The organism is Marinobacter sp. SBS5 (assembly GCF_048285575.1).
Classification (GTDB): domain Bacteria; phylum Pseudomonadota; class Gammaproteobacteria; order Pseudomonadales; family Oleiphilaceae; genus Marinobacter.
Genome location: NZ_JBLWAZ010000001.1, coordinates 952,776 through 977,982 on the forward strand (window position 1 = coordinate 952,776; position 25,207 = coordinate 977,982).

A 25,207-nucleotide genomic window follows, 5' to 3' on the forward strand; every position below is an offset into this window, starting at 1 on the left:
AGAAGAGAATGTTGGGTTTGAAGCGAGCGTTTTTTGCAGTCTTTGCCTTGTTGGTCATGGTTACCGGGCAGGCATGGGCGGGCGTTGAGGATGACTTGAAGCAGTATGTGAACGACAACACTCAGATGCTGGTTAAGAAGCTCAATGCTGAAAAAGGGCTTTATGAAAAAGATCCTGAAGCCTTTTATCGCAGCATGGATGAGGCTTTGACGGATTTTGTGGATTTTCGCCGGATCGCCGCTCGGGTGATGGGGCGATACGCTCGTCAAACCTCTCGCGAGCAGCGGGACGAGTTTGTTGTGAAGTTTAAGCGCAGTCTGTTCGAAAGCTACGCCAAAGCGCTGGTGACTGCAGACGAGTTCAAAATTAACGTACTCGAAGCTGAGTTGTTGCCGCAGGATGATAGCCGGGCATCGGTGCAGTTGGTGGTGATTACGGCCTCGGGCAACCGTTACCCCGTGACCTACTCCATGTATAAAGCCAAAGAAGATCGTTGGTTGATGGAGAATGTCATTGTTGAAGGTGTGAACATCGGTTTGGCCTTCCGCGACCGCTTTGCTCAGGAAATGGAAGAGAATCGTGGGCAGGTTCAGCTTGTGATTGATGGTTGGGCCGACTCGGTAAAATCTTTGAACCTTGAAGAAGATGTTACCTCCTCATGAACAACTCCAGTCCGGTCGTTAGCTTGGAAGGTTCTGTGCTGAGTGTCGCTGGCGAAGTGAATGCGAACACTGTCATTGAGCTGCGCAAGCAGGGTGAGAAGCTGATCAGTGGTGCCCAAGGCCCGCTGACGGTTGATCTCGCCAAGCTGGCAACGGCCCACAGCGTGGTGCTTTCCATGTTGATGTGCTGGCAGCGGTTAGGGCAAACGAAGCAAGTGGTGCTTTCTTTTGAGGGCGCCAGCGATCGCTTGCAGTCGCTGGCAGCGTTGAGCAATCTCGAGGCCCACCTGCCCGGATTTTCCGCACATAGCTGACCGCTGCCCGGTAATTGGTTACAATTCCGCTCCTGATTTTAATAAAGCTGAGGATATCCTATGGACGCTGCCCAGGTTACCGAACTTGTCAAAGAAGCCCTGCCTGATTGTGAGGTTCAGGTACAAGTCGATGGCAACCACTACATGGTCGTTGCAGTGGGTGACGTCTTTGAAGGCCTGCCTACCATTAAAAGACAGCAGATGATCAACAAAATACTGTTCCAGCACATCATGGACGGTACTATTCACGCGCTTCACCCGAAGGCTTTCACTCCGAGCGAGTGGGCCGCGCGGCAGGCCAACGCCTAAACAGAACAGGATTACTATTGTGGATAAACTTCTGATCAGAGGCCGAAAGCCTCTGGACGGCGAAATTCGGATTTCCGGTGCCAAAAACGCGGCTTTGCCGATTCTGGCATCGACTCTGCTGGCTTCTGAGCCGGTTACCGTCGGCAACCTGCCGCACCTGAATGACGTCACTACCATGATCGAGCTGCTGGGCCGAATGGGTGTCGAGCTGCTGATTGATGAAAAGATGAGCGTTGAAGTACACGCCAACACCATCGAGCACTACCACGCGCCTTACGAGCTGGTAAAAACCATGCGCGCCTCCATTCTGGTGCTGGGGCCGCTGGTCGCACACTTTGGTGAGGCGCAGGTGTCTTTGCCGGGTGGTTGTGCCATTGGTACTCGCCCCGTCAACCTGCATATCCACGGCCTGGAGCAGATGGGTGCGGAAATCAAGGTTGAAAACGGTTACATCCATGCGAAAACCAACGGCCGCCTGAAGGGCGCGCACATCTTCATGGATACCGTTACTGTTACCGGTACGGAGAACCTGTTGATGGCTGCCACGTTGGCTGACGGCAAGACCATTCTGGAAAACGCCGCCCGTGAACCCGAAGTGGTGGATTTGGCTGAATGCCTGATCGCCATGGGCGCAGACATCAAGGGCCACGGTACGGCGACGATTGAGATTAATGGTGTTGAACGTCTGCACGGTTGCCATCACAACGTGCAGCCGGATCGGATTGAAACCGGCACCTATCTGGTTGCAGCCGCGGCTACTGGCGGCCGGGTGAAGCTGAAAGATACCCGCGCCGATTTGCTGGAAGCGGTGCTGCTCAAGCTGGAAGAGGCGGGTGCCCACATCACCACGGGTGAAGATTGGATCGAGCTGGACATGAAAGGTCAGCGTCCGAAGGCGGTGAGCATTCGTACCGCGCCTTATCCGGCGTTTCCAACCGACATGCAGGCCCAGTTTGCGGCCATGAATGCGGTAGCAGAAGGTACTGGAACCATCGTGGAAACGGTCTTTGAAAACCGTTTCATGCACCTGCAGGAATTGAGCCGTATGGGTGCCGACATCACGCTGGAGGGTAACGCAGCCATTATCAAAGGCGTGGATCATTTGACTGGCGCGCCGGTTATGGCCACAGACCTTCGTGCATCGGCCAGTTTGGTGATTGCCGGGTTGGTTGCTGAGGGCGATACCATCATAGACCGCATTTATCACATTGACCGCGGTTACGAATGTATTGAAGAAAAATTGCAGCTGTTGGGCGGAAGTATTCGCCGTTTGCCAGCGTAATCAAACACCAACGGGAACCCGGAAAGATCCATGACAGATTCCATCACCATCGCCTTGTCGAAGGGACGAATTCTCGAAGAGACGCTGCCGTTGCTGGCGGAAGCCGGTATTGAGCTGCTAGACGACGTGAAAAAGTCTCGCAAGCTGGTGTTCCCAACAACGGACCCCAACGTGCGTGTGCTGATTATTCGCGCAACGGATGTGCCTACGTATGTTCAGTATGGCGGTGCAGACCTTGGCGTAACCGGCAAGGATGTGTTGATGGAGCATGGCGGGGAAGGGCTGTACGAGCCGTTGGATTTGAATATTTCCCGTTGTCGTTTGATGACGGCTGGTAAGAAGGGTGAGCAGCCTCCTGCCGGGCGTATTCGTGTGGCGACCAAGTTTGTGAACGTTGCCCGGCGTTATTACGCGGCTCAGGGGCGGCAGGCGGACATCATCAAGCTGTATGGTGCGATGGAGTTGGCGCCGATTCTGGATTTGGCGGATGAGATTGTTGATATCGTGGATACCGGTAATACGCTGAAGGCGAATGGGCTTGAGGCGCGGGAGTTGATTGACGATATCAGTACGCGGTTGGTGGTGAATCGGGCGTCGATGAAGATGCAGCATGGGAAGATTAATCCGATCATCGAGATGATGGCGGCTGCTGTGGATCGTCGTCGCGGTTCGTCGGAGTAAGGCTTCCTTTTGGTTATGGTGGGGCTTCCTGTTTAGGCGCTTGGTGCATGAGCGTTCAGGGTGTCCCTTCCAAAAACCGCTCCTTCGGCACGTCCTTGTGACGCTTCTGCTCCGCCATCCATGGCTCCGCACATTTTTGGAAGGGACACCCTAAACGCTCTCTCAGGCTTGGGGAGTTTGAAGCTCCTCTCATTCAATTCCCGTAACTGCCGGCGGGTTATTCGGCAGGCATTCGTTTTCAATCCAAAGCAGGATTTGAGTTATGACCGATAAGATCACCAGACTAAACACCACCCAGGGCGACTTTGACAGTGCGCTGGCCAAGCTGTTGGCGTGGGATGACAGTGTGGATCATCAGGTGAATGAGTCGGTGCGTCATATCCTGCATGAGGTGAAGACCCGTGGCGATGCGGCGGTTCTGGAGTTTACAGAGAAGTTTGACCGTCTGAAGGTTGGCTCTATGGCCGATCTGGAAATGGGACAAGATCGTTTGCAAGCGGCGCTGGCGGCGATTCCTCAGGATCAGCGCGAGGCGCTTGAGAAGGCGGCGGAGCGAGTTCGGGATTATCACGAGCGGCAGAATCAGCAGTCCTGGCAGTATCAGGATGAAGACGGAACGGTTCTGGGGCAGAAGGTAACGCCGCTGGATCGCGCCGGTTTGTATGTGCCGGGTGGTAAGGCTGCATACCCTTCTTCTGTGTTGATGAATGCGATTCCTGCCAAGGTGGCGGGTGTCGGCGAGTTGATTATGGTGGTTCCTACGCCGGATGGTGTGGTGAACGATATGGTACTGGCGGCAGCCGCCATTGCTGGTGTTGACCGTGTGTTTGCCCTAGGTGGCGCACAGGCGGTGGGTGCTTTGGCTTACGGCACGGAAACGGTGCCGGCGGTGGATAAGATCGTTGGGCCGGGCAATATTTTTGTGGCGACCGCCAAGCGTGAAGTGTTCGGTGTTGTTGGTATCGACATGATCGCAGGCCCGTCTGAAATCCTGGTTATCTGCGACGGCAAAACCGACCCAGACTGGATCGCCATGGACTTGTTCTCGCAAGCTGAGCATGACGAGCAGGCGCAGAGCATTCTGATCAGCCCGGATTCGGACTTCCTGGATGCGGTGGAAGCGAGTATCAACAAGCTTCTACCCACCATGGAGCGTGAAGACATCATCCGTACCTCCATGACCAGTCGTGGCGCGATGATCAACGTGGCAGACTTGAAAGAAGCTGCTGAAGTTTCTAACCGCATCGCTCCTGAGCACTTGGAGCTGTCGGTAGAAGACCCTCAAGCCATGCTGGAAGACATTCGCCACGCTGGGGCTATCTTCATGGGCCGTTACACAGCAGAAGCCTTAGGCGATTACTGCGCTGGCCCGAACCACGTATTGCCCACCAGCGGCACTGCACGGTTCAGCTCCCCACTGGGTGTCTACGACTTCCAGAAGCGTTCTTCGCTGATCGGTTTTACACCTGAAGGCGCCGATCGGATGGGGCGTGTGGCTTCGGTTCTTGCCCGTGGCGAAGGTTTGACAGCCCATGCTCGCTCTGCCGAGTATCGTATCAAAGACTGATTGATTGTTTCGGCAGCAAACGCCTGCCGCGGCCCATCTTAATAGTTTGCGAGTTGGGTTGGTTGTACTGAAAGTCTGAAGAGTGGGGCGGGTAGTGCTTTCCAAAAATGTGCGTAGCCATGGATGGCGGAGCAGAAGCGTCACATGGACGTGCCGAAGGAGCGGTTTTTGGAAAGCACTACCCGCTCCGCGAAAACTCCCAAATCAAAACAACCAAACCGACTCCCGCACCAATCTGGAGTGCAGAAATCATGAGTAAATACTGGAGCTCACTCGTCAGCGAGTTACAGCCGTATGTGCCAGGTGAACAGCCCAAAATGGCGAACCTGGTGAAGCTGAACACCAACGAAAATCCCTTCGGCCCCTCGCCGAAGGTGATTTCCGCCATTAAGTCGGAGCTCAACGACAACCTTCGTCTATACCCAGACCCCGAAGGTCAGGCGTTGAAAGAGGCCATCGCGTCTTACTACACCGATTTCGGCATAGAAGAGAACCAAGTGTTCGTCGGAAACGGCTCCGACGAAGTGCTGGCTCACATCTTCCAAGGCCTGCTGAAACAGGACAAACCAATCCTGTTCCCAGACATCACCTACAGCTTCTATCCCGTCTACTGCGGCTTGTATAAGGTCGAAAGTAACATCATCCCGCTGACTGAAAACTTCGAAATCAACCCGGATGACTACAAACGGGACAACGGCGGGGTCATCTTCCCGAATCCGAACGCTCCTACCGGTCGTTACATGGGCTTGCAACACGTAGAAGCCATCTTGCAGGCAAATATCGACAGTGTTGTGGTCGTTGATGAAGCGTACATTGACTTCGGTGGTGAAACCGCGATTCGATTGGTTAACCAATACCCGAACTTGGTTGTCTGCCAGACTCTCTCTAAGGCCCGCTCATTGGCCGGCTTGCGGGTCGGCTTCGCTGTCGCAAATGCAGAACTTATTGAGGCGTTGAACCGAGTCAAAGACAGCTTCAACTCCTACCCGCTGGATCGCTTGGCTCTGGTAGGTGCCGTAGCCGCATTCGAAGATCGCCAGTGGTTCGAAGACTCCTGTAACGGTGTCATTCGAGAGCGTGAGAAGGTCACCAAAGGGCTTGAGAAGCTCGGTTTCGAAGTGCTGCCTTCAAAAGCCAACTTTGTGTTTGCCCGTCACCCCGATCACAAAGGTGCCGATGTTGCTGCGGAGCTTAGAGAGCAGGGTATTATTGTCCGCCACTTCAATAAGCCGCGAATCAGCGAGTTTCTCCGAATCACAATCGGAACCAGTGACCAAAACAACGCGTTGATTAAAGCTTTGGACTTTCTCTAAACTCGCGGGAAATTTAATCGACGAACCGGCGCGCACCCAAGCTGGAAGTAAGGGGCAGGAAGCTCTTTCCAAAAATTTCGTAGGCCATGGATGGCCGGAGAGAAGCGCACATGGATGTGCTTGTAGCGGTTTTTGGAAAGAGCTTCCTGCATCTTACTGCGTCTCAGAGTACGTGCGCCGATCCGATCTCGAAAGACTGAAGGGTAGGGGTGCAAAACATGGCAAAACGAAATGAGATTCTGGCGAAAATAAACGAATGGCTCCAGCCCGAAAACTTCCAAGACTACGCCCCAAACGGCCTGCAAGTTGAAGGTAAGGAAGAGGTTCAGACCATTGTCTCCGGCGTAACTGCCTCCCAAGCGCTGATCGACGCCGCAGTAAAACAAAACGCCGACATGATCCTCGTGCACCACGGCTACTTCTGGAAAGGCGAAGATCAAAGCATACGCGGAATGAAAAAACGCCGCATCAAACAGCTCCTAGATCACGACATCAACCTCGTTGCCTACCACTTGCCATTGGACGACCACCCCGAATACGGTAACAACCGCCAATTGGCAAGCGTACTAGACATCCAAAACCCACGCCCGGTAGGCGGCTTAGTCTGGCAAGGCGAACTGGCCGAGCCTATGTCTCCCACCGTCTTTGGCCATCACATTGAAACTGCGCTGAACCGACAGCCACTTCACGTAGGTGAGGGTGCAGAACTGATCAAAACCGTCGCCTGGTGCACCGGCGGAGCCCAAGGGTTTATCATCAAAGCACTGGAACTTGGTGTCGATGCCTACATTAGCGGCGAAATCTCCGAACCAACCACCCATACCGCCCGAGAATCCGGCATCCATTACTACGCAGCCGGCCACCACGCGACAGAGCGTTATGGTGCTAAAGCACTGGGTGAAGCATTAGCGAGAGAGTTCGGAGTAAAGCACCAGTTCATCGACTGTGATAACCCGGTGTAGTGGCAGGCTGTAAAAGGGGTTTGACGGGGTGGGGGGGGTAGGCTTTCCAAAAATGTGCGTAGCCACGGATCGCGGAGCAGAAGCGTCACATGGACGTGCCGAAGGAGCGGTTTTTGGAAAGCCTACCCCCCCCAACCTAACTCCAAAAGAAGTCTTGTGTCATATCAAGCAGGCCGCTTCGCACCCTTAGGCAGCCCGAAATCCTCAGCCAGCGTACCCTTCTCCTCTGGATCGGCCTTCGGCGCATAATCCCGAGGCGGCTCAGAAGAATCAGAGTCAGAGTGCTCAATACGCCCAGACACATCCTGTCCCAGCGACTCCGGCCACTCCTCATCATTGCACAAACGATTCGCCCCACGCGCCATATGATCATTCACATCGCGATAGGCGTTATTAAACCGCTCTAACAACTGCGCGGACTCAAGAAAATGCTCATTCACCTGAGCCTGATAGCGCGTAAACTCACCGCGAAGCTCATCAATCTTCTGCTCAGCTCTCCTCTGACGTAAAGAAGCACCTTGGCCAGAACGGCCAAAAAGAACCCCAATGATAATGCCTACTACCAGCGCGGCCACAGCCGCCAGAATCAGGTTCGTCATATAACAATCGTCCTAGTCAGTACATGCGAGAGAGCCAAAACCTATAAAAGGAGTATACCCCTCCAAAGCACCAGCGCACATGCCGAAACACTGCGCCAATCGTCGTATTGCTCCATGGCCTAAGTGCCGTGGCCAAAAAGCACGAAATAAGCGACAATACCGCGCCCAGAAATCCACCCAGATGGCAGGAAAACCCTGATGACAGAAGCCGTGTCCACCGAAGCTGTTGCGAACCTGACTCCTTGGCAACGTTACCAAAAGGATCTCGAGCGCCCGGATTTTCACAAGGACCCGGCGCAGGAAGACGCCGTTCGCCGCCTACAAGCACTGTACGACAAACTGGTGGAAGCTGAAAGTGAGCGTAGCAAAGGTCTGAAGAAATTACGCCGCAAGCTGAAAAAAGGCAAAGAAACCCCGGTGAAAGGCCTGTACTTCTGGGGTGGAGTCGGCCGCGGTAAAACCTACCTGATGGACACCTTCTTCGAAGCCCTACCGTTCGATCGCAAAATGCGCGTGCACTTCCATCGCTTCATGCAGCGCGTCCACAACGAACTGAAAAAGCTCAAAGGCGAGAAAAACCCGCTCGAACAAGTGGCCAAAACCTTCGCGGGCGAAACCCGGGTTATCTGCTTCGACGAATTCTTCGTATCGGATATTGGCGATGCCATGATCCTCGCCACGCTAATGGAAGAATTGTTCAGCCGGGGCGTTACCCTTGTATGCACCTCCAACATCGTCCCAGACGGGCTCTATAAAGACGGCCTGCAGCGGGCCAGATTCCTCCCCGCCATCGCGCTCGTCAAGCAACACACCGACGTGGTGAACGTAGACGGCGGTGTGGATTACCGCCTACGCACACTCGAACAGGCCGAACTGTATTACTACCCGCTAGACGAAGGCGCTAATGCCAGCTTGCGGGAAAGCTTCGATGCGCTAGCCGTTGAGGCCGGTAAACACAGTAAATCCATGGAAATAAACGGCCGCAAAATCCCGGCGCAAGCTCACGCGGACGACGTGGTCTGGTTTGATTTCCTGGATGTTTGTGACGGCCCTCGTAGCCAGAACGATTACATCGAAATGGCCCGCCAGTTCCACGCCATAATCGTCAGCAACGTACCCGTCATGGGCGTAGAAAAAGACGACCAAGCTCGGCGCTTCATTAACATGATCGACGAATTCTACGACCGCAACGTAAAACTTATCATCTCAGCCGAAGCTCCAATCACCGAACTTTACTCCGGTGGCAGTCTCAGCTTCGAGTTTGAACGTACCGAATCCCGCTTGCTGGAAATGCAATCCCAGGAATACCTGGAAGCACCGCACAAGCCTTAATCAAAAACTAGAAAGAACGAAACCAGAGAGGTCACAACATGAGCCAAGACAACGTCGTTATCGTAAGTGGTGTACGCACACCCATGGGCGGATTCATGGGCAGCCTTGCCCCGATCACTGCGCCTGAGTTGGGCGCAATCTCAATCGCCGAAGCGGTCAAACGTGCCGGCATCCAGCCTGCCGATGTGCAAGAAGTTATCATGGGCAACGTACTGCCCGCAGGCCTTAAGCAGGGCCCTGCACGCCAAGCCATGCGCAAAGCCGGACTACCCGACAGCACTGGCGCGACCACCATTAATAAATTGTGTGGCTCCGGCATGAAAGCGACCATGTTCGCCCACGACCTGATCAAAGCAGGTACCAACGACATCATGGTAGCCGGCGGTATGGAAAGCATGTCTAACGCCCCGCATATCCTGCAAGGCGCTCGCCAAGGCTACCGCATGGGCCCCGGCCCAGCACCGCAGGATCACATGTTCCTGGATGGCCTGGAAGACGCCGAAACCGGTCGCCTGATGGGCTCCTTCGCACAAGAAGTCGCTGATAAAAAAGGCTACACCCGCGAAGAGATGGACGAATACGCCATTACCTCCCTGAAGCGTGCCAAAAAAGCCATCGAAGACGGCGTCCTCAAAGATGAAATCATCCCGGTAACCGTCAAAACCCGTAAAGGCGAAGTGGTTGTCGCAGACGACGAACAGCCCCACAACGCCAATATCGAAAAAATCCCAAGCCTGCGCCCGGCCTTCGCCAAAGATGGAACCGTAACCGCAGCCAACGCCTCTTCAATCTCCGATGGCGCCTCTGCACTGGTCCTGATGCGCGAATCCGAAGCCGAAAAACGCGGCCTCAAGCCACTGGCCCGCATTGTTGGTCATTCCACCCAATCGCAGCTTCCTGCCGAGTTTACCTGTGCCCCCGTGGGCGCGATCGAAAAACTGTTCGCCAAAACCGGCTGGACCAAAGACGACGTTGATCTGTTCGAAATCAACGAAGCGTTCGCCATGGTCGCCATGATGCCCATCAAAGAGCTGGGCCTCGACGCCGAAAAAGTAAACATCCACGGCGGCGCTTGCGCCCAGGGTCACCCAGTCGGATCCACAGGCTCACGCCTGCTGGTCACCCTGATGTACGCCTTGCAGCGTTACGGCAAAAAGAAAGGTGTAGCGGCCCTGTGCATCGGCGGCGGCGAAGCCACCGCTATGGCTATCGAAATGATCTAACGGGATTTCTCTCGTTTTATCTGCCCGGACGTTAAGTACATAGTCTGGGCAAACAATGTCGGGCTGGTTATCCGGAAATTTCGAAGGCCAAGGATGGCCTGAGAGAAGCACACATGGATGTGCTCGTAGCGGTTTCCGGATAACCAGCCCGGCATTGTTTGCTTGCACTATGTCAGGCCTCTCAGAAGAGCGTCTATTACCTTGAATCCCCCTCCAAAAGTTCCCTAATCAGATAGCCCAAAACCACACTCCCCAAAGTGGTTGCATTCCAGAATCTTGTCTATAGTGATGAGGTGCGAGAAAGACGGCTAACGAAGAGTGATAGCAAAATCATACTTTTGACTGATCAAAGCCGCGAGAAGCCTTAGCTATAGTGCTAGCATCACGGCAGTGTATTTATGGCCGCAGAACACCAACAACAGAATAATCGAGCAGCGACTCAGAACAACAACGGAGTAGCCTTCCAATGACAAGAAAAACTCAACCCTGGCAGCGCTGGACCAAGTTACCACTTGCCGTCGCCATCGCAGCTGGCGTATCCAGCCCGGCCTTTGCTATTTCGTACCCCTTGGGGGATGCCGGGCAAGTTCAATTTAATACCACGCTATCAGCCGGGGCCACATGGCGTACTGAAGATGCTGATAAGCGTTTGCTCGCGCCTCACGATGGCCGAGGCACTGCATCAACAAACAACTACGATGACGGTAACCGGAACTTCGACAAAGGCGATGTGGTTTCCAACGTCGTCAAAGGTAACAGTGAGCTGTTCCTGGATTACAGCGTAGACACCGACTACCTCACCCGTGTGGGTGCCTTGGTTCGTGGCCGCTACTGGTACGATTTTGAACTGAAAGACGGTGACCGCCGTTATGTCGAGCTGAACGATAAAGCCAAAGACAACGCGTCTGGTGGTGAAATTCTCGATGCTTACGTGTTTACCGATTGGTATCTGGGCAATGTGCCCGTCAGTGCCCGTTACGGAAAACAAGTTCTGAGTTGGGGTGAGAGTACCTACATTCAAGGTGGCATCAACACCATTAACCCGGTTGATATCCCTGCTTTCCGTGCCCCGGGCTCACAGTTGAAAGATGCGCTTCTGCCGGTGGAAATGTTCTACATGTCAGCCGGTGTAACCGAAAACGTCACAATTGAAGGTTTCGTACAGACCGATTGGGAAAAGATTCGGACTGATGATTGCGGCACCTTCTTTTCAACCGTTGATTTCGTGGCGGATGGCTGTGGACCTGTGTTTGTGACAGGGGCACTCTCTGAGGCGGCTAACCAGTCAAGTGGACTTGTGATCGCGCGTGAAGGCGATAGAGAGCCAGATGCTAAAGACCAGTTTGGTGTGGCTGTGCGCTGGTACGTTCCCCAATTGAATGATTCCGAACTGGGTTTCTATTACATCAAGTACCATAGCCGACTGCCGTATATCAGTGGTCGGACCAATGATCCTTCAAATGGTAAGCCGTTCCCGAATTATTTCATTGAATACCCTGAGGCTATCGATCTGTACGGCATCAGTATCAACACAACGACACCGGGAGGCTGGTCACTGGGTGCGGAGTACAGCTACCGGGACAAAATGCCGATCCAGTGGAACGCCTTCGAATTGATTTATGGTGGATTGCAGGCTCCGTATAGCCTTCTTTATGCTCGGGATAAAGACAAAATCGCGGCAGAAAATAATGGCAATACTGACGGGGTGGCTGTATCCGGTAATGACCGCTACGGCGTATCTCAGGCTCAGATGACGTTGATTAAGTTCTTCGACCAAGTTATGGGGGCCAGCCGCATGTCCTTGGTAACAGAGATTGGAGCAACCTACATCCACGATCTGCCGGGTAAAGACGAGGCCCGTTACGGTCGGTCAGGAACCTTCGGATTGGGCGCGACTCCGGGTAGTACCGCTTGTGAGGATAACAACCTCAACCCCGAAAACTGCACAAACGACGGCTTCGTAACTTCATTCTCCTGGGGCTACCGTGCAAACCTGGCTTGGGAATACCCGAATGCGATTGCGGGTATCAATCTGACGCCCTCCGTTTTCTGGGCGCATGATGTGAAGGGGTATGCCCCTCAGCCGGGTGGCGCCTTCAACGAAGGTAGCAAGTCCATTGGTTTGTCTTTGACGGGCGTTTACCAGAACACCATCACTGGCAGCATCGATTACACCAACTATTTTGGTGGCAAACCCTATAACGAGAAGACTGACCGTGATTTCGTGAGTGCTAGTGTTTCTTACTCATTCTAAATCGGACAGAATTTGTTCAAAGAGGTAATTTAAATGAAACTGAACAAGAAACTATTAGCTACAGGCGTTCTGGCCGCAAGCATGTTTGCTGGCCACGCCTGGGGTGCAGTTTCTGCCGGCGAAGCAGCCAAGCTGGGTGACACATTGACCCCGATGGGTGCGGAAAAAGCAGGCAACGGCGGCGCTATTCCTGCTTGGACAGGTGGTATGACAACACCGCCTGCGGGCTATAAAGGTGACGGGATCTACGTGAACCCTTTTCCGAATGAGAAGCCTGAGTTTGTGATCGACCAAAGCAACGTTGATCAGCATGCAGACAAGCTATCGCCTGGTCAGGTTGCGATGATTCGCCAGTACGCCGACTACAAAATTCCGGTGTACGAAACTCATCGAACAGCCACCTATCCGAAACACGTGATGGATAAAACGGTTGAAAACGCAACCAAGGTAGAGCTGATTCAGAACGGTAACGGACTTGGTAATTATGAGAGCGCCACACCGTTCCCCATCCCTCAGAATGGTCTTGAGGCCATTTGGAACCACATTACCCGTTACCGGGGCGGTTCGGTTCAGCGTAACGTAGGGCAGGCAACACCTACGGCAGGTGGTGCCTACTCCATTGTGCGATTCCAGGATGAAATTACTTGGAATAGCGCGCTGTCCGATTACAAGAAGGGGCAGGACGACAACGTTCTTTTCTACTTCAAGCAGGCCATTACCGGGCCGGCACGTTTGGCGGGTAACGTACTCCTCGTTCACGAGACCATTGACCAGGTAAAAGAGCCTCGTCGTGCTTGGGTTTACAACGCTGGCCAGCGTCGTGTTCGTCGTGCGCCTCAGGTAGCCTACGACGGACCGGGTACCGCGGCTGATGGCATGCGTACCAGTGATAACTTCGACATGTTTAACGGTGCTCCAGACCGTTACAACTGGGAGTTACTGGGCAAGAAAGAAATGTACATCCCGTACAACTCTTACAAACTGGTTGATCGCGGTCTGAGCTACAGCGACATCATCAAGGCAGGTCACATCAATCAAGATTTGACTCGCTATGAATTGCACCGGGTATGGCACGTTCGCGCCACGCTGAAAGACGGCGAGCGCCACGTTTACGCCCAGCGTGACTTCTACATTGATGAGGATTCTTGGCAGGCCGCAGTGATTGATCACTACGATGGCCGTGGTGAGCTGTGGCGTGTAGCGGAAGCGCACGGCATGCAGTTCTACGACAAGGACGTGCCATGGTACGCCATTGAAGTGCTGTACGATTTGCTCTCTGGCCGTTACTTGGCGTTGGGTCTCACCAACGAAGAAAACAACCCGTACACCTTCGGTGCTGAGCGTCATTCACGAGACTTTACGCCGGCTGCATTGCGCAGAGCAGGTACGCGTTAATCATCTGAATGCACGGTTGAAAAGGCGAGCCATTGGCTCGCCTTTTTTGTGTCTGTAATAATTGCCGGAAATGTGAGATAAATCACATAGATATATTGCAATGTCGAAAAAGGCCATTTTTTGCTAAAGGCCTGCGGTTTGGTTTACCCTCTACCCATAAAATCATACTAAAGGCGACCCCACGTAGGGCGCCAGCGCTTAAATGCTTAAGCGAATCATGGTTGTACCAGGCTTTTCAATTTTTTGCCTGGTTTTGAATGGGGCAGAGCGTGAAACCTTTAAGCGAAGGCTGTGCAGCTAACGACGAATTCCAAATTGCCAATGCGGGTGTTCAGCACGGTGAATTGGTTCGTGATCTTCTTGAACATCGGCTTCAACTCCCTGCAATTCCTGCAGACAGGTTGCTCCGTCCGGAATTGGATCAGGCCATTCGCGGTGCTTTAGTCCCGGGGAAAGTTCTGTTCATTGAAGCCCCCGGTGGGTATGGCAAAACCCACGCTCTCGTGAGTGCGCTTTTGGGCTCAGGCGACGCATCTGAAATGCCAGCGATACGCTGGATTTCTTTAAGCGCCGGTGACAATGCGCCTTCGCGATTCCTCTCTGTGCTAGCCTCGGCCTTAAGGCTTTCCGACATGGCTCAAGGAAGCAGTGAGGCCTTTGAGGACCACCTGGCTTTGATGCTGGTGTCTAAAGCACGGCAGGCCACTACGCAGCCGGAAGTTTTGGTATTGGATAATCTTCAGCATGTAACCAATCCGGCGGTTATCGGCTTGCTTCATTATCTGGTTACGCACATTCCGGGTAACCTGGCGATTGCTTTGGTATCACGTTTGCCGTTGCCGTTTGCCAGCCACACGTTGCAACTCAATGGGAATTATCAACGAATCGGATCGGAGCGTCTTGAATTGACCCGTTCTGAAACGTTTGATTTTTTCCAGAAAGCCAATGTTGAAAGTCGGATTACCAGCGTTGCCATCGACTACATTTATAATCTGACCGAAGGTTGGCTAACGCCGTTGGCGTTGTATCGACGTGAGCTGGAAACGGCGGAGGACCGGCGCCCTATTCAGGAAAGCCCCTACGTCGAGCGCTTTCTGAAAGATTCTGTGTGCCAGCCTCTGACAACGGCGCAGATCAAGTCTCTGAAAACCCATGCAGAACTTGATAGTTGTTGCGATGAGCTTTTTTATGCAATCGGCGGTACCGATGACAACTCCAGCTTAACGCCCTCGCAGGCGGTGGAACTTGGCCTGCCGCTCAAACAGGTGCCGGGGCGCGGTCGTTGGTTCCGTTTGAACCCATTATTGCAGACCTTTTTACAAAGCCCTCCTGTCCCTGGGCGCGCTACACGGATGCTTCTAGCCAGTCAGTGGTTTGGCCAGCGCGAGCAATTCCCTGAAGCGCTGAAGTGCGCGGTGTTGGCGGGTGATAATGATGAAGTTGTGCGCATTGCATCGGAAGGCACGGAAGCGCTTTTGCTGGGGCAGGACACCGCCTCGCTGCTCACCCTCCGAAAAAACTTGCCGGAACATCTGCTCGAGCGCAGCGCCAGGTTGCGAATTGTGTACGGCTGGGTTCATGCAATCGGTGGGCAATTCAGGCAGGCTCGGCAGTTATTGGAGGGATTTGCTCCCGAAGGTTGGAGAGACCACGAGTCACGTATTTTCGCTCTCAAAGCATTTATTTTGAGAGGCGAAGGGTTTGTGCAACCGGCACTGGCGATGGCGGACAAGGCACTCAACGCAGGGGGGTTGTCCGCGCAGGGACAGTTGGTCACGCACATCGTTCGATCCAACGCGTTATGTGCCGCAGGCCGTTATCAGGAGGCTCGGGAAGCCAACCGTCATGCGTCAAAGCTGGCGAGGGAAGCGGGAGACTCGGGGTCAGAGGCGCTTGCCGTGTATTCGCACGCGCGGATTGAATTGAGCAAAGGGGCATTGGGCCACGCAGAAAACCTGCTGCGTACCGGTTTGGACACCTCCTTGCAGGAGCTTAGCCGCCCCGCTCGCATCGGCGAGACCCGGCTAGAGTTAAGTCTGGTACTGGTGCTGTGGCATCAAGGCCGGTTGAAAGAGGCGGATCGTTTACTGGTGCATTGTACCCGGCACGCGGAGCAAGCGCGGGATTTAGGCTTGTTGCTTGCTATGGCACTCAGGGTCTTTATGTGCCGAAGCCAAGGCATGCTTGACGAAGCGTTTGTCTGGATTGGTCGGGCGGAGCGCACCATGCATGCCTGGCAAGTCGATGATGCGCTTTATGTGCCTGTGTTAGAGGCGCTCAAGGCCAGTTGTTGGCTGGCCTGTAACCAGACAGACAGTGCCAAGCAGGCGATCGCGAAGCTAGAACCCTATCGTCAAGATGGCTGCGTACCAGAACTGTTTCCCACCATGCCGGGGCTTATGGATTGCCTGCACGTGCGCGAGGCGATCGCGTCGGGTGATCTTGTGCGGGCAAGAGAAAATCTTGAAAGCATTTATCAGCGCTACGGAGATGCGCTTCCATGGGGATTGCAGCTTCACGTTAGTTTGCTGAACTCGGTGTTGTTGCTGTCTGAGAAGGGGGGTCAGGCCGCTAGAAAGCAGTTGGAAGTGGTGGTGATTAAAGCTTCGCCAGAACACTTCATCAGTCCATTCCTCGAGCTGGCGAAAGAGCTGACACCGTTAATGCAGAAAGCTTTCTCCTTCTTGCCAAACAGCGAGTTTACGAAGGCGCTAGGTGAGCTATTTGGTTGCGAGGCTGAAAGCAAGAATGAACAACTGGCTGAACCCATCAGTGAGCGAGAGCAAAGCGTGCTGGAATTGATTGCCACCGGGTTGTCGAATCAGGCTATCGCCGACAAATTGCATATCTCACTGCATACGGTGAAGACCCATGCCCGCCGGATCAATGCCAAGCTGGATGTAAAATCCAGAACTCAGGCTATCGTGCGGGCTAGAGAGTTGGGGTTGCTCTAAGCCCCAACTCTCAGAAGGAATTCTCTTAAGCTTCGCTCTTTAGCTGGTCGATCAGGGCGTCTTTCTCTGCCCAAATACCGCTGACCCAGCGTTGGAATTCCACTCGTTTTTCCCGATTGCCTTCATAGTCCATGCCCAGGAACTGCTCCGGTATCTCACGGGTGCGAATGTCCACGATAATCTTTTTCACGCGCCCGGAAAGGTAATCCCACATGCCCGGCTGGCCCTCGGGATAAACAATCGTCACATCGAGCATGGTGTGAATCATCTCGCCCATAGCACCAAACACAAAAGCCGTGCCTCCGGCTTTAGGTTTCAGCAGGTTTTTGTAGGGCGAGTTCTGGCGCTGGTGTTTTTCAGGGGTGAAGCGGGTGCCTTCCATGAAATTGAATATGGTCACGGGCGTGTAGCGGAACTTCTCGCAGGCCGCTTTGGTGGCTGCAATATCCTTCCCTTTGAGCTCCGGACGTTTGGCCAACTGCTCTTTGGTGTGGCGATGCATGAACGGGAAGTCCAACGCCCACCAGGCAATGCCGAGAAGGGGCACCCAAATCAGTTCTTTTTTCAGGAAGAACTTCAGCAGAGGAATCTTGCTGTTCAGGACATACTGAATGGCGGTGATGTCGGCCCAGCTTTGGTGGTTACAGGTTACGAAGTACCAGTGCTCTTTGCTCAGAGTTTGCGCTCCGCGTACATCCCATTCCACTTTGTGGAAAATCCGCATTAAGGTGTTGTTGAAGCCAATCCAATACCAAGCGATACCGTTGATAACGATGGTGCAGCCTTTGCGAATGCTAATGACGGGGATAATCAGTTTAACGACAGCAAACAGCAGCAGGAACGGCAGGAAGGTGACCGTGTTCAGAACGATGAGCAGCAGTACCAGAGCCCCTTTTAGAGGGGCGGGCAGGAAGTTAAGCATATCGCAACGTCTCTGTTGATCCAGGTTACAGGGTTAGTGTTCGAGTGAGGCGGTGTCGCCTTTGCCAGGCAAAAGTGCTTCTGCGTTGGCGGTCGTGGTCAATTCCAGGAGGCGGCCGGCAGACCGGTCTGCAAGTAACGCTCGAAACTGTTTGTCGTAGAACCCGAGGTTGTTGTAGTGAATCATCGCCCGGATTTCTTTGACGTAGTCTTCGCCCCGTTCGGAGTAGTCCAGCAACCCCGCCGCCATCGCAACGCCAGACAGCGCTTCATTGTTGTCTTGGGCTCGCAGGCGAACCTCCCTTACACGCTGATAGCTCGGGTGACGGTTCAGGTTTTGTATATAGGAACGGATCGAGCCGTACGGGGAAGCAAACTTAGCAACCTCGTGGCTGGCGCCGGCAGCGCGGCTAAGGGGTACCAGACCACAGCCCTTGGAAAAGCACCATTGCCCAAACAGGTTATTCCCTTTAGTGGCAAAGCGAGAAGTGCCCCAAGCGGATTCGTTCGCGGCTTGGGCAAGAATGAGCGACGGAGGTATCACCCCCAAGCGTTTCTCCAATAGAGTGAACTGGGCATCGCTGCCATTGGGCTCATCAATACGAAGCCTCTTGGCGTGATCGGCCAGCCACTTCAGTTCTGTGTTGGAAAGTTCGGGTTTGCTGCGCAGAAACTCAAGATACTGTCGCTCAATCAGAATACGGCTGTTGGCCAATACAATACGCGGATACAAAAAGGAAAAGAACGCCGCTTTGCGCTCAGTGGTGTCTCGAATAACGGAAAAGTCTGGGAGGGGTGCTGCGGCCCAAGAGGGGAGTTTGGGCAGAGAGCTGAGGGCAATGTCGCCTTCGTCATCAAACTGACCGCTGATCGGCGTGTAAAGCGCGCCTGCGCCGGCAAACAAAATCAGCGGAACGCAGAGTAACAGTGCGCGATAAACAGCCGTCATAAATCCCTCTCTACAATCGATATGGCGGGAATTATAACAGGTTATGGGCTTTTTTCCGGCTTATGGGTTGCCTTGGCCTATTCGGGAATCAACGTGGCGATAAGCAGGCCTGTGCGAGGGGTGGAGGCGGAGGAATCTTTAACCGTTAAGAAGATCTGGTCGGCCTCTCCGGTGTAAAAACCGTCCAGCTCCAGCCCGGACGTGGTGGACATCAGGGAAAGCTGGCCGTTGGGGGTGGTGGTATAGGTGAAGGTTTCTGTTATTTCTGAGCCTTCTGGGCCGTTAACCTGAGCATCGCTCACGCTATGACTCACGTTAAATTGCTTAGCTGTGAGCTGCGCCGTGGTATTGCTGGTGAACGTGAGAGCGCCGCCATTCAGTTGTTGAAGTTCATTGGCGCTGCCGGACATCGACAAGAGCGCTCCTTGAACACGATAACGGTTATCGCTTTGAAGGCTGGCTAACGGTGCTTTACCTGCAATCAAAAGGCCGTCTCCCCAACTGCTGTCGTCCAGGTTGAAGGCCAGCAAGGAGCCGTCAGGGGAGGCTGCGCCTTGGCCAAAGTCAGGTTTGGTGTAGTCGGTGTCGGGGCAGGTCGAACACAGGCTCAATCGGCCCATAAATCGGGATCCCGTGCTCAGTTTTGAGCGGCGATTGGCAATACTCAAAGACCTTATTTCGGTGCCTGGGGCGGTAGAGGTGGTCCCGCTGCTGGAGCGAGATATCGTAAACGTACTAGCGGTGATGCCTGCGGAAAGCTCGTTGTCGCTGGCACTTCCAGCGTTTAGTGTTCCCGTACCCGTTTCAAAGGCAACCGGAGTGTCGCCACCAAAGCTACCCGCCAGATACACAACATTAAAGTCACCTTCCACCTTGGCCAAATCAAAGTTATCGCTCCGCAACAAATGCAGCTCAAACGCCGAAAGGTAGTGGTTTTCCAACGTATTACTCCGCTTCAATTGATTACCCTGAGTACTCAGAGAAATCGCTTTACCTGCGGTGAAGTAACTTGCAAGCACCCGGTCGGGGCCGGTTTTTGTATTGATCGGCTTGGTTGTGAAGGCATCGAAATAGTACGGGTTTCGAGTCCAACCAACAGTCTGGCTGTCGGAGGGGTAGGTAATGGTTTGATAAAGGGCACGGCCAGCCAGCAACCGAGCCGGTTTGAGATCATCAGCGGATGATTTCGGTGTCAGCGTCGCGGCTCCAGGCGAACTCGAATGGCTGTTAGGTAACCAAATTTCGGTAATAAAGCGATTATCCGGCGTGTGAGTAACGGTTTGCCGATCATAGGGCATATCGGTGGCCAATGAGGTTACGCTTAAGCCAAAGGCATCGAAGGTGGTTAGAGTTAATGCTGGATAAAGAAACGCTTTTCCGTTGTCGGTCAGATCTTCTTCCTGCGTGGTGCGCAAGCCCCACTGACCGGCGGAAGGCGCGCCGTCACTCTGCAGAGTCTCCCCAAGTTCCAGCCCAAAATACACCGAGTTATAGTCCGCCGAGCTGGCTTTGATGCTGCCCGCAGCACTTTCATTGAGCAGGGCGTAATCGGCGAGGTCATCGACATAGGTAGCGAAGTCGGCGCGATTTTTTAGGCTGTCCAGCGCCGTGGCTAAGTTGGCGCCGCTTGGAATATCAATCTCGAAATCGTGCACCTGATCGGCAAGGGTAGACCAAACGTACTTGTTCAAACACAAACCGCCGCCGGTGTCGTTCACACAATCCATCACGGTTTGAAAGTCGTTGGCCTGATATTTGTTGCCGAGCACTTCTTCAACCACATAATGAGAGAAGGGATTCACCTTCACATCCCGATCGGAATCCGCGGCCAGCGCCTTCATGGTGATGCCGCCATTGCCATTCCAAGTTGCTTCAATGACAACGTCAGGGCCAATAGGCAGCCCGTTCTTGAAATCCACGATGAAATGCCCGTCTTCACCGGTGTCTATCGTGTGCTCTACGTCATTTAACTTTTGGAGCGAATGGTTGGTTCTGTATACCTGAATACGGTCTGGAACCACGATTCTCAGGTTGCGCCGAGTGGGCTCTCCATTGGGCGCAAAGTTGACCGGTACTTCCATGGTCACGCGCACTTCGTTCGCTTTCAGGCCTTTAGCGTTGCTGGAATCGCCAGTGCTTCCTGTACTGAAATCATCCAGCGCGTTGATCGTGCTGCCAAACCGGTTGGGGATGTTTCGCGCGCCATCAATTGCACGGTCACCGCCGCCACAGGCAGCGATCAGTAAAGAGGTAGAAAGCAGGGAAGCGAGCTTGAATCTCATGCCAAGGCCTATCCAAATACAAAGTATGGAAAGAGCCTAACAGGTAAATTCGGGGAAGGGCGTGAAAGGGAGCACGATTGGGTTACCCGCATGCTGCACAGGTAACCCAATATCAAAAACGGCAGGCTTAGAAGAAGATCTTCATGCCAGCCAGAATGCCTTCGTCCAGATTAACATCCGGGCTGCCGGCGAAATCCAGTTCGGTGTTCAGGTAGCGGTAACCCGCAAAGACTTCGGCGTTTCGGATCAAACGATAGCTGGCGCGAACCTCAACGCTGGTCATTTCGTCGGAATCACCGAACGACAGAATGCTGGGGGCGTAATGCAGGCTGCCACCGAAAGACAGGCCGGGAACATCAGGAACATTAACGGTCGCAAAGCCGCCTACACCAACGGCGCCGCCATCAAGGTCGTCACCGTCCCAACCGAGACCGCGCAGGCCAATGCCAGCAGTGGTGGGCAGGTTGCCGAGTGCGGTACGGCCTTGGGCATGAAAATCCACGTTGGCAATGTGACGACCGCCTTCGTGGTAGGTATAGCCGGCACCTACTTGCAATTCTTCCTGAGAACCAAAGAAGTTAACCTGGCCTTTAACTGAGTCGGATGTCAGGCTCAGGTCCAGATCAGAGGCCATAACAGGGGCCGCGGCCAAAGAAAGTGCCAAAGCAGAGATGCGGGTAATCTTCATGTATACACCTTTGTAGCTGTCGTTATTGGATGCAGAGCGGGTGATGGTTGCTCGCATCGGCGATGATTCTGACGGAGCAGGATGGTAACACCTACTCTGCGCAGTACAACTTAAAAGCCCGTAAGCCGGTAGAAAGGCAGGAGGTTAGTGAAGCTGGCCGTCGTGTCCCTGATCCAGATCTTCGGGCGATACATTCTCGGCAGGCACGCGGTATTCTTCGTTGGCCCAGGCCCCAAGATCAATCAGTTTGCAACGCTCGGAGCAAAACGGCCGCCAGGCGTTGGCTTCAATCCATTCAACGGGCTTTTTGCAGGTAGGGCATTCAACGTTCATGGGAATCAGTCCGGGCTGAGTGGGTGAGCTGCCGGTTATCAATTCTCGGCAGGCGCGTAACAGTATTGTTCCAGCACTGCCCGTAACATTTCAAGGTTGACAGGCTTGGCAACAAACACATCCATGCCTGCCGCGCGGCACAGCTCTTCGTCTTTTTCCATGGCATTGGCGGTCAACGCCACGACCGGCACACGCAAACGATTGTTTTTGAGCTCCCAGGCACGCAGCCTTCGCGTGGCTTCAAACCCGTCCATTTGGGGCATCAAACAATCCATGAAAATCAGGTCGAACGTTTGTTGTTGCCAGAGCGACATGGCTGCTTGGCCGTCGTTGGCTGCGGTTACCTCACAGCCCAGCTTTTCAAGAAGTCGCTGGGTGAGAATGCGGTTTACCGGGTTATCCTCAACCAGTAGTACGCGCATGCGCCCGCAAGGCAGTTCATAGCGGGTGGCGCTTGAGTCGGTTAAGCCTTTTAGAGAGAAACGGGTGAGAAAACGCCGCTCCTGCTGTTCGATATCGCTGAACAAGTGATTGAGAATCGGGATCAGGTAAGATTCCCTCAAGGCTTTGCTTAGAAATGCATCGGCACCGGCTTGGCGGAAATGCTCGGCATCACCGCGTTGGGGATTGGAGGACAGAATCAGCAGCCGAGTGTCGCTCCACAGTGCGTTGCTGCGAATCTGTCGGCACAGAAGGTCGCAGTCCATATCGGGCACGAACCCGTCCAGAATTATCGCGTGGTAAGGGTCTCCGGCATCACACGCTTGTCGCAGAGAGGTGAGGGCTTCGCCGGCAGATTTAACAGCTTCAATCTGCAGGTCAAATCGTGACAGCATCTCCAAGGTAATCTTGCGCGATAGCTCGTAAGAATCCACTACCAGAATACGCCGGCCACGCACCATGCTGGAATCAGGCCGGATGCGAGTGGCACTGTCGCTGACTTCTTCCAGATTTAGCTCAATCCAGAAGGTGGAGCCTTCACCAAGCCGGCTTTCTACGTCCAGAACACCGCCCATCCGATCAACTAATTGCCGGCAGATGGTCAAGCCCAAGCCTGCTCCGGGCAACTGTCGTGTGAATCGTTGGCCAAGTTGTATGTAGGGTTCGTACACCAGTGGCAGCTCTTCAGGGTTAATGCCTTCGCCGGTGTCTTCCACGGCCAGCCGCAAACGAACCTTGCCGTCCTTGCGGCCAAGTACCTCTACACTCACCAGAACGTGGCCGGAATCCGTAAACTTGATGGCGTTAGCCAGAAGATTGATCAGCACCTGGCGAATACGAACCGGATCACCGGTAACTGCCCAGGGCAGGCTCTCGTCCACCCGCATTTCCAGCGCCAGGCCTTTTTCCCGAGCTCTTGCACCCAGCATATGAACCAGGTCGTTCAGGGTTTCACGAAGGTCGAACGGAATTTCTTCCAGCTCAAGCTTGCCTGCTTCCATGCTGGAGATGTCGAGTAGGTCATTGAGAATGGATGACAGGTTTTCCGACGCATTGATCAGTGTGCTGACGTACTCCGTTTGTTCCTGATCCAGCGGCGTATCGGCCAGCAAGTGCGCGTAACCTAAAACCGATTGCAGGGGTATGCGCAGCTCGTGGCTGACGTTAGCGAGGAATTGGTTTTTGGCCTGATTCGCCCGCACCGCTTCGTCCCGCTCGCCGCGCGTCTTCACAGAGGTTTGGCGCAGGAAGCGAGTATCTTCCAGAATCTGCAGGCGCATTTTGTTCAACGCCTGCTCCAGTTCTGAAAGCTCATCCGGTTGGGCGGGTTTTTTGCGGCGCAGCTCCAGCGGGGCTACCAGTGCATCCAGGTTGAGCTTAGCGGCGTAGTCGGCCATGGTTTCCAAGTGGCGGGACAGCGCTACGCGCACGATCAACAGCAGGCCCAAGGTACCGAGCATTACGATGATCGACTGGTACAGCAGGTTGGTCAGAGCGCTGGCTATAATTTCCTGATAAATACTTTCAACCGAAGAAACCACGGTGAGCTGGCCTACTCGTTGTGGTTCTTTTAAGTGGCTGCTTCGAAAATCTAATGGAAAGGTTTGCGCGATGGTTCGGCCGGCCGGGTAAGTGCCGGCGCTGAATTCCTGGTCGGTAGACGTGACTGCGCGGGTATATTGGATATAGGGAACGTTGCGCAAGTCGTCGAGATTGGCCGCCACTTCGCTGTAGTTCAAAACCCAAAGGTTTGAGCTTATTGTGCTGGAGATAAGCTCAACGGCCCGGCTTTGATTGGCTTCTAGCCGTGATTTCTGGCGCTCGAATTCGCCAATCATCTGAACGCCGGTGGCGACCAGCGATAAAACGAGGCTGTAAAACAGCACCCACCCGAGCAATCTCAGGGCCAATGGGCGAACACCCCAGCGCTTTAAAAACCGGTTCGAAGGCAAGTCACGAATTCCCTGTGTTGACAGCAAGTTAACCACCGGCAGTTTAACAGATGGATACTACTTCCACACGCACCTTTCCGGCCTCGGTAATAAAGCGGAAACGCACGTTCAGATCATACAAATGTGCGCCGTAAATGCGATCTTCATCCCGCCCGCGGCGGAACGATGGGCGGGGGTCGTAGCTGACGACATCTTCAATCAAGCCCCGAAGATCCGGGTAGTCAATCGGGGACAATGGTGCCAGTTCTGCTTCGGCCTCTTGCGTGAACGCTACCTCAACTCGCTCCACAGGCGGCGTGTCCGCCCAGCCCAAGGAGGCGTCTGGAATGGCATCGGCAAAAGGCAGGTAAGGTTTAATGTCGAGAATCGGTGTTCCGTCAATCAGATCATGATCCCGAATCTTCAACACCAGCCGGCCATTCTTCCGCTCAATCCCCTCGTTACGCACCACTGACAATCCGAGACTGTTGGGGCGAAAAGGCGAGCGGCTGGCGAATACACCGACTTTCTTGTTGCCGCCCAAGCGTGGAGGGCGCACCACCGGCCGCCATTCGGCACGCACCGCTTCGTGGAACTGAAAGGTGAGCCACAGATGGCTGGCGGTTTCCAAGCCCCGAAAAGCGTCTTCACGATCAAACGGTGGTTCTATCACCAAATCCGCATGGGCGTGGCGGGTGAGCCCCGGCTGGCGTGGCACGCCAAATTTATCTTTGAAGCAGGAGCGGGTGTAGGCGATGGGAGTAAGGGTTAAGGCTTCTGTTGCCGGTTTACTTTTGTGTCTGGGTCGGGTCATG

General features: G+C 54.1%; 21 protein-coding genes. 13 read left to right on the forward strand and 8 right to left on the reverse strand.

What is annotated here, in order from left to right:
* The first annotated feature begins 8 nt into the window (after positions 1-8).
* The 8 genes from ACNQ6O_RS04580 (at position 9) to ACNQ6O_RS04615 (ending at position 7,090) form a co-directional block, all read left to right on the forward strand.
* Positions 9-662 (forward strand): MlaC/ttg2D family ABC transporter substrate-binding protein, encoded by a 654-nt coding sequence (locus ACNQ6O_RS04580; protein WP_418052053.1) that lies wholly within the window; start codon positions 9-11, stop codon positions 660-662.
* Positions 659-976 carry an STAS domain-containing protein gene (locus ACNQ6O_RS04585; RefSeq protein WP_418052054.1) on the forward strand — a complete coding sequence of 106 codons (318 nt, stop codon included), beginning with the start codon at positions 659-661 and terminating at the stop codon, positions 974-976. Before ACNQ6O_RS04580 ends, ACNQ6O_RS04585 begins: the two co-directional genes overlap by 4 nt.
* A gap of 60 nt (positions 977-1,036) precedes the next feature.
* Positions 1,037-1,285, forward strand: a complete 249-nt coding sequence (locus ACNQ6O_RS04590; protein WP_418052055.1) for a BolA family protein — start codon at positions 1,037-1,039, stop codon at positions 1,283-1,285.
* 19 nt (positions 1,286-1,304) lie between these two features.
* Complete coding sequence (gene murA / locus ACNQ6O_RS04595) at positions 1,305-2,567, forward strand: UDP-N-acetylglucosamine 1-carboxyvinyltransferase (protein WP_418052056.1); 1,263 nt, start codon at positions 1,305-1,307, stop codon at positions 2,565-2,567.
* Between the two features lie 30 nt (positions 2,568-2,597).
* Positions 2,598-3,248 carry an ATP phosphoribosyltransferase gene (gene hisG, locus ACNQ6O_RS04600; protein ID WP_418052057.1) on the forward strand — a complete coding sequence of 217 codons (651 nt, stop codon included), beginning with the start codon at positions 2,598-2,600 and terminating at the stop codon, positions 3,246-3,248.
* Positions 3,249-3,510: 262 nt separating this feature from the next.
* Positions 3,511-4,815 (forward strand): histidinol dehydrogenase, encoded by a 1,305-nt coding sequence (gene hisD / locus ACNQ6O_RS04605; protein WP_418052058.1) that lies wholly within the window; start codon positions 3,511-3,513, stop codon positions 4,813-4,815.
* Positions 4,816-5,066: 251 nt separating this feature from the next.
* Entirely contained in the window at positions 5,067-6,128 is a 1,062-nt protein-coding gene (hisC, locus tag ACNQ6O_RS04610; protein ID WP_418052059.1) for a histidinol-phosphate transaminase, read from the forward strand.
* Between the two features lie 218 nt (positions 6,129-6,346).
* Positions 6,347-7,090: a Nif3-like dinuclear metal center hexameric protein gene (locus ACNQ6O_RS04615; protein ID WP_418052060.1), complete on the forward strand. Its 744-nt coding sequence runs from the start codon at positions 6,347-6,349 to the stop codon at positions 7,088-7,090.
* A 164-nt stretch (positions 7,091-7,254) separates the two neighbouring features.
* Here the strand turns inward: ACNQ6O_RS04615 and ACNQ6O_RS04620 are convergent, their stop codons facing one another.
* Positions 7,255-7,689, reverse strand: coding sequence for a YhcB family protein (locus tag ACNQ6O_RS04620; RefSeq protein WP_418052061.1), 435 nt, complete (start codon positions 7,687-7,689; stop codon positions 7,255-7,257).
* A 234-nt stretch (positions 7,690-7,923) separates the two neighbouring features.
* On the opposite strand from ACNQ6O_RS04620, the gene zapE reads away from it, so the two are divergent.
* From zapE to ACNQ6O_RS04645, 5 genes are all read left to right on the forward strand, one after another.
* A complete protein-coding gene (gene zapE / locus ACNQ6O_RS04625; protein ID WP_418052269.1) occupies positions 7,924-9,021 on the forward strand; it encodes a cell division protein ZapE in 1,098 nt (365 codons plus the stop codon).
* Positions 9,022-9,059: 38 nt separating this feature from the next.
* Positions 9,060-10,244: a thiolase family protein gene (locus ACNQ6O_RS04630; RefSeq protein ID WP_418052062.1), complete on the forward strand. Its 1,185-nt coding sequence runs from the start codon at positions 9,060-9,062 to the stop codon at positions 10,242-10,244.
* Between the two features lie 466 nt (positions 10,245-10,710).
* A complete protein-coding gene (locus ACNQ6O_RS04635; protein ID WP_418052063.1) occupies positions 10,711-12,498 on the forward strand; it encodes a DUF1302 domain-containing protein in 1,788 nt (595 codons plus the stop codon).
* Positions 12,499-12,531: 33 nt separating this feature from the next.
* Positions 12,532-13,893: a DUF1329 domain-containing protein gene (locus ACNQ6O_RS04640; protein ID WP_418052064.1), complete on the forward strand. Its 1,362-nt coding sequence runs from the start codon at positions 12,532-12,534 to the stop codon at positions 13,891-13,893.
* Positions 13,894-14,162: 269 nt separating this feature from the next.
* Entirely contained in the window at positions 14,163-16,847 is a 2,685-nt protein-coding gene (locus tag ACNQ6O_RS04645; protein WP_418052065.1) for a LuxR C-terminal-related transcriptional regulator, read from the forward strand.
* A gap of 25 nt (positions 16,848-16,872) precedes the next feature.
* Here the strand turns inward: ACNQ6O_RS04645 and ACNQ6O_RS04650 are convergent, their stop codons facing one another.
* The 7 genes from ACNQ6O_RS04650 to tsaA form a co-directional block, all read right to left on the reverse strand.
* Positions 16,873-17,769: an acyltransferase gene (locus ACNQ6O_RS04650; RefSeq protein WP_418052066.1), complete on the reverse strand. Its 897-nt coding sequence runs from the start codon at positions 17,767-17,769 to the stop codon at positions 16,873-16,875.
* 33 nt (positions 17,770-17,802) lie between these two features.
* A complete protein-coding gene (locus tag ACNQ6O_RS04655; RefSeq protein ID WP_418052067.1) occupies positions 17,803-18,717 on the reverse strand; it encodes a glucosaminidase domain-containing protein in 915 nt (304 codons plus the stop codon).
* A 77-nt stretch (positions 18,718-18,794) separates the two neighbouring features.
* Entirely contained in the window at positions 18,795-20,999 is a 2,205-nt protein-coding gene (locus ACNQ6O_RS04660; protein ID WP_418052068.1) for a hypothetical protein, read from the reverse strand.
* 127 nt (positions 21,000-21,126) lie between these two features.
* The gene (locus tag ACNQ6O_RS04665; RefSeq protein WP_418052270.1) at positions 21,127-21,687 is read right to left on the reverse strand and encodes a YfaZ family outer membrane protein; all 561 of its coding nucleotides are present in this window, start codon (positions 21,685-21,687) and stop codon (positions 21,127-21,129) included.
* Positions 21,688-21,831: 144 nt separating this feature from the next.
* Positions 21,832-22,020, reverse strand: coding sequence for a DNA gyrase inhibitor YacG (gene yacG, locus ACNQ6O_RS04670; RefSeq protein WP_418052069.1), 189 nt, complete (start codon positions 22,018-22,020; stop codon positions 21,832-21,834).
* 38 nt (positions 22,021-22,058) lie between these two features.
* Positions 22,059-24,440 (reverse strand): response regulator, encoded by a 2,382-nt coding sequence (locus ACNQ6O_RS04675; RefSeq protein ID WP_418052070.1) that lies wholly within the window; start codon positions 24,438-24,440, stop codon positions 22,059-22,061.
* Between the two features lie 16 nt (positions 24,441-24,456).
* Positions 24,457-25,206 carry a tRNA (N6-threonylcarbamoyladenosine(37)-N6)-methyltransferase TrmO gene (gene tsaA / locus ACNQ6O_RS04680; protein ID WP_418052071.1) on the reverse strand — a complete coding sequence of 250 codons (750 nt, stop codon included), beginning with the start codon at positions 25,204-25,206 and terminating at the stop codon, positions 24,457-24,459.
* Position 25,207 lies beyond the last annotated feature (1 nt).

What these genes read in the sequence shown, in the direction of transcription:
- ACNQ6O_RS04580 (WP_418052053.1), top strand. Translation starts at nt 9, where the DNA reads ATGTTGGGTTTGAAGCGAGCGTTTTTTGCAGTCTTTGCCTTGTTGGTC.
- ACNQ6O_RS04585 (WP_418052054.1), top strand. Translation starts at nt 659, where the DNA reads ATGAACAACTCCAGTCCGGTCGTTAGCTTGGAAGGTTCTGTGCTGAGT.
- ACNQ6O_RS04590 (WP_418052055.1), top strand. Translation starts at nt 1,037, where the DNA reads ATGGACGCTGCCCAGGTTACCGAACTTGTCAAAGAAGCCCTGCCTGAT.
- hisG (WP_418052057.1), top strand. Translation starts at nt 2,598, where the DNA reads ATGACAGATTCCATCACCATCGCCTTGTCGAAGGGACGAATTCTCGAA.
- hisD (WP_418052058.1), top strand. Translation starts at nt 3,511, where the DNA reads ATGACCGATAAGATCACCAGACTAAACACCACCCAGGGCGACTTTGAC.
- hisC (WP_418052059.1), top strand. Translation starts at nt 5,067, where the DNA reads ATGAGTAAATACTGGAGCTCACTCGTCAGCGAGTTACAGCCGTATGTG.
- ACNQ6O_RS04615 (WP_418052060.1), top strand. Translation starts at nt 6,347, where the DNA reads ATGGCAAAACGAAATGAGATTCTGGCGAAAATAAACGAATGGCTCCAG.
- ACNQ6O_RS04620 (WP_418052061.1), bottom strand. Translation starts at nt 7,689, where the DNA reads ATGACGAACCTGATTCTGGCGGCTGTGGCCGCGCTGGTAGTAGGCATT.
- ACNQ6O_RS04630 (WP_418052062.1), top strand. Translation starts at nt 9,060, where the DNA reads ATGAGCCAAGACAACGTCGTTATCGTAAGTGGTGTACGCACACCCATG.
- ACNQ6O_RS04635 (WP_418052063.1), top strand. Translation starts at nt 10,711, where the DNA reads ATGACAAGAAAAACTCAACCCTGGCAGCGCTGGACCAAGTTACCACTT.
- ACNQ6O_RS04640 (WP_418052064.1), top strand. Translation starts at nt 12,532, where the DNA reads ATGAAACTGAACAAGAAACTATTAGCTACAGGCGTTCTGGCCGCAAGC.
- ACNQ6O_RS04650 (WP_418052066.1), bottom strand. Translation starts at nt 17,769, where the DNA reads ATGCTTAACTTCCTGCCCGCCCCTCTAAAAGGGGCTCTGGTACTGCTG.
- ACNQ6O_RS04655 (WP_418052067.1), bottom strand. Translation starts at nt 18,717, where the DNA reads ATGACGGCTGTTTATCGCGCACTGTTACTCTGCGTTCCGCTGATTTTG.
- ACNQ6O_RS04660 (WP_418052068.1), bottom strand. Translation starts at nt 20,999, where the DNA reads ATGAGATTCAAGCTCGCTTCCCTGCTTTCTACCTCTTTACTGATCGCT.
- ACNQ6O_RS04665 (WP_418052270.1), bottom strand. Translation starts at nt 21,687, where the DNA reads ATGAAGATTACCCGCATCTCTGCTTTGGCACTTTCTTTGGCCGCGGCC.
- yacG (WP_418052069.1), bottom strand. Translation starts at nt 22,020, where the DNA reads ATGAACGTTGAATGCCCTACCTGCAAAAAGCCCGTTGAATGGATTGAA.
- tsaA (WP_418052071.1), bottom strand. Translation starts at nt 25,206, where the DNA reads ATGACCCGACCCAGACACAAAAGTAAACCGGCAACAGAAGCCTTAACC.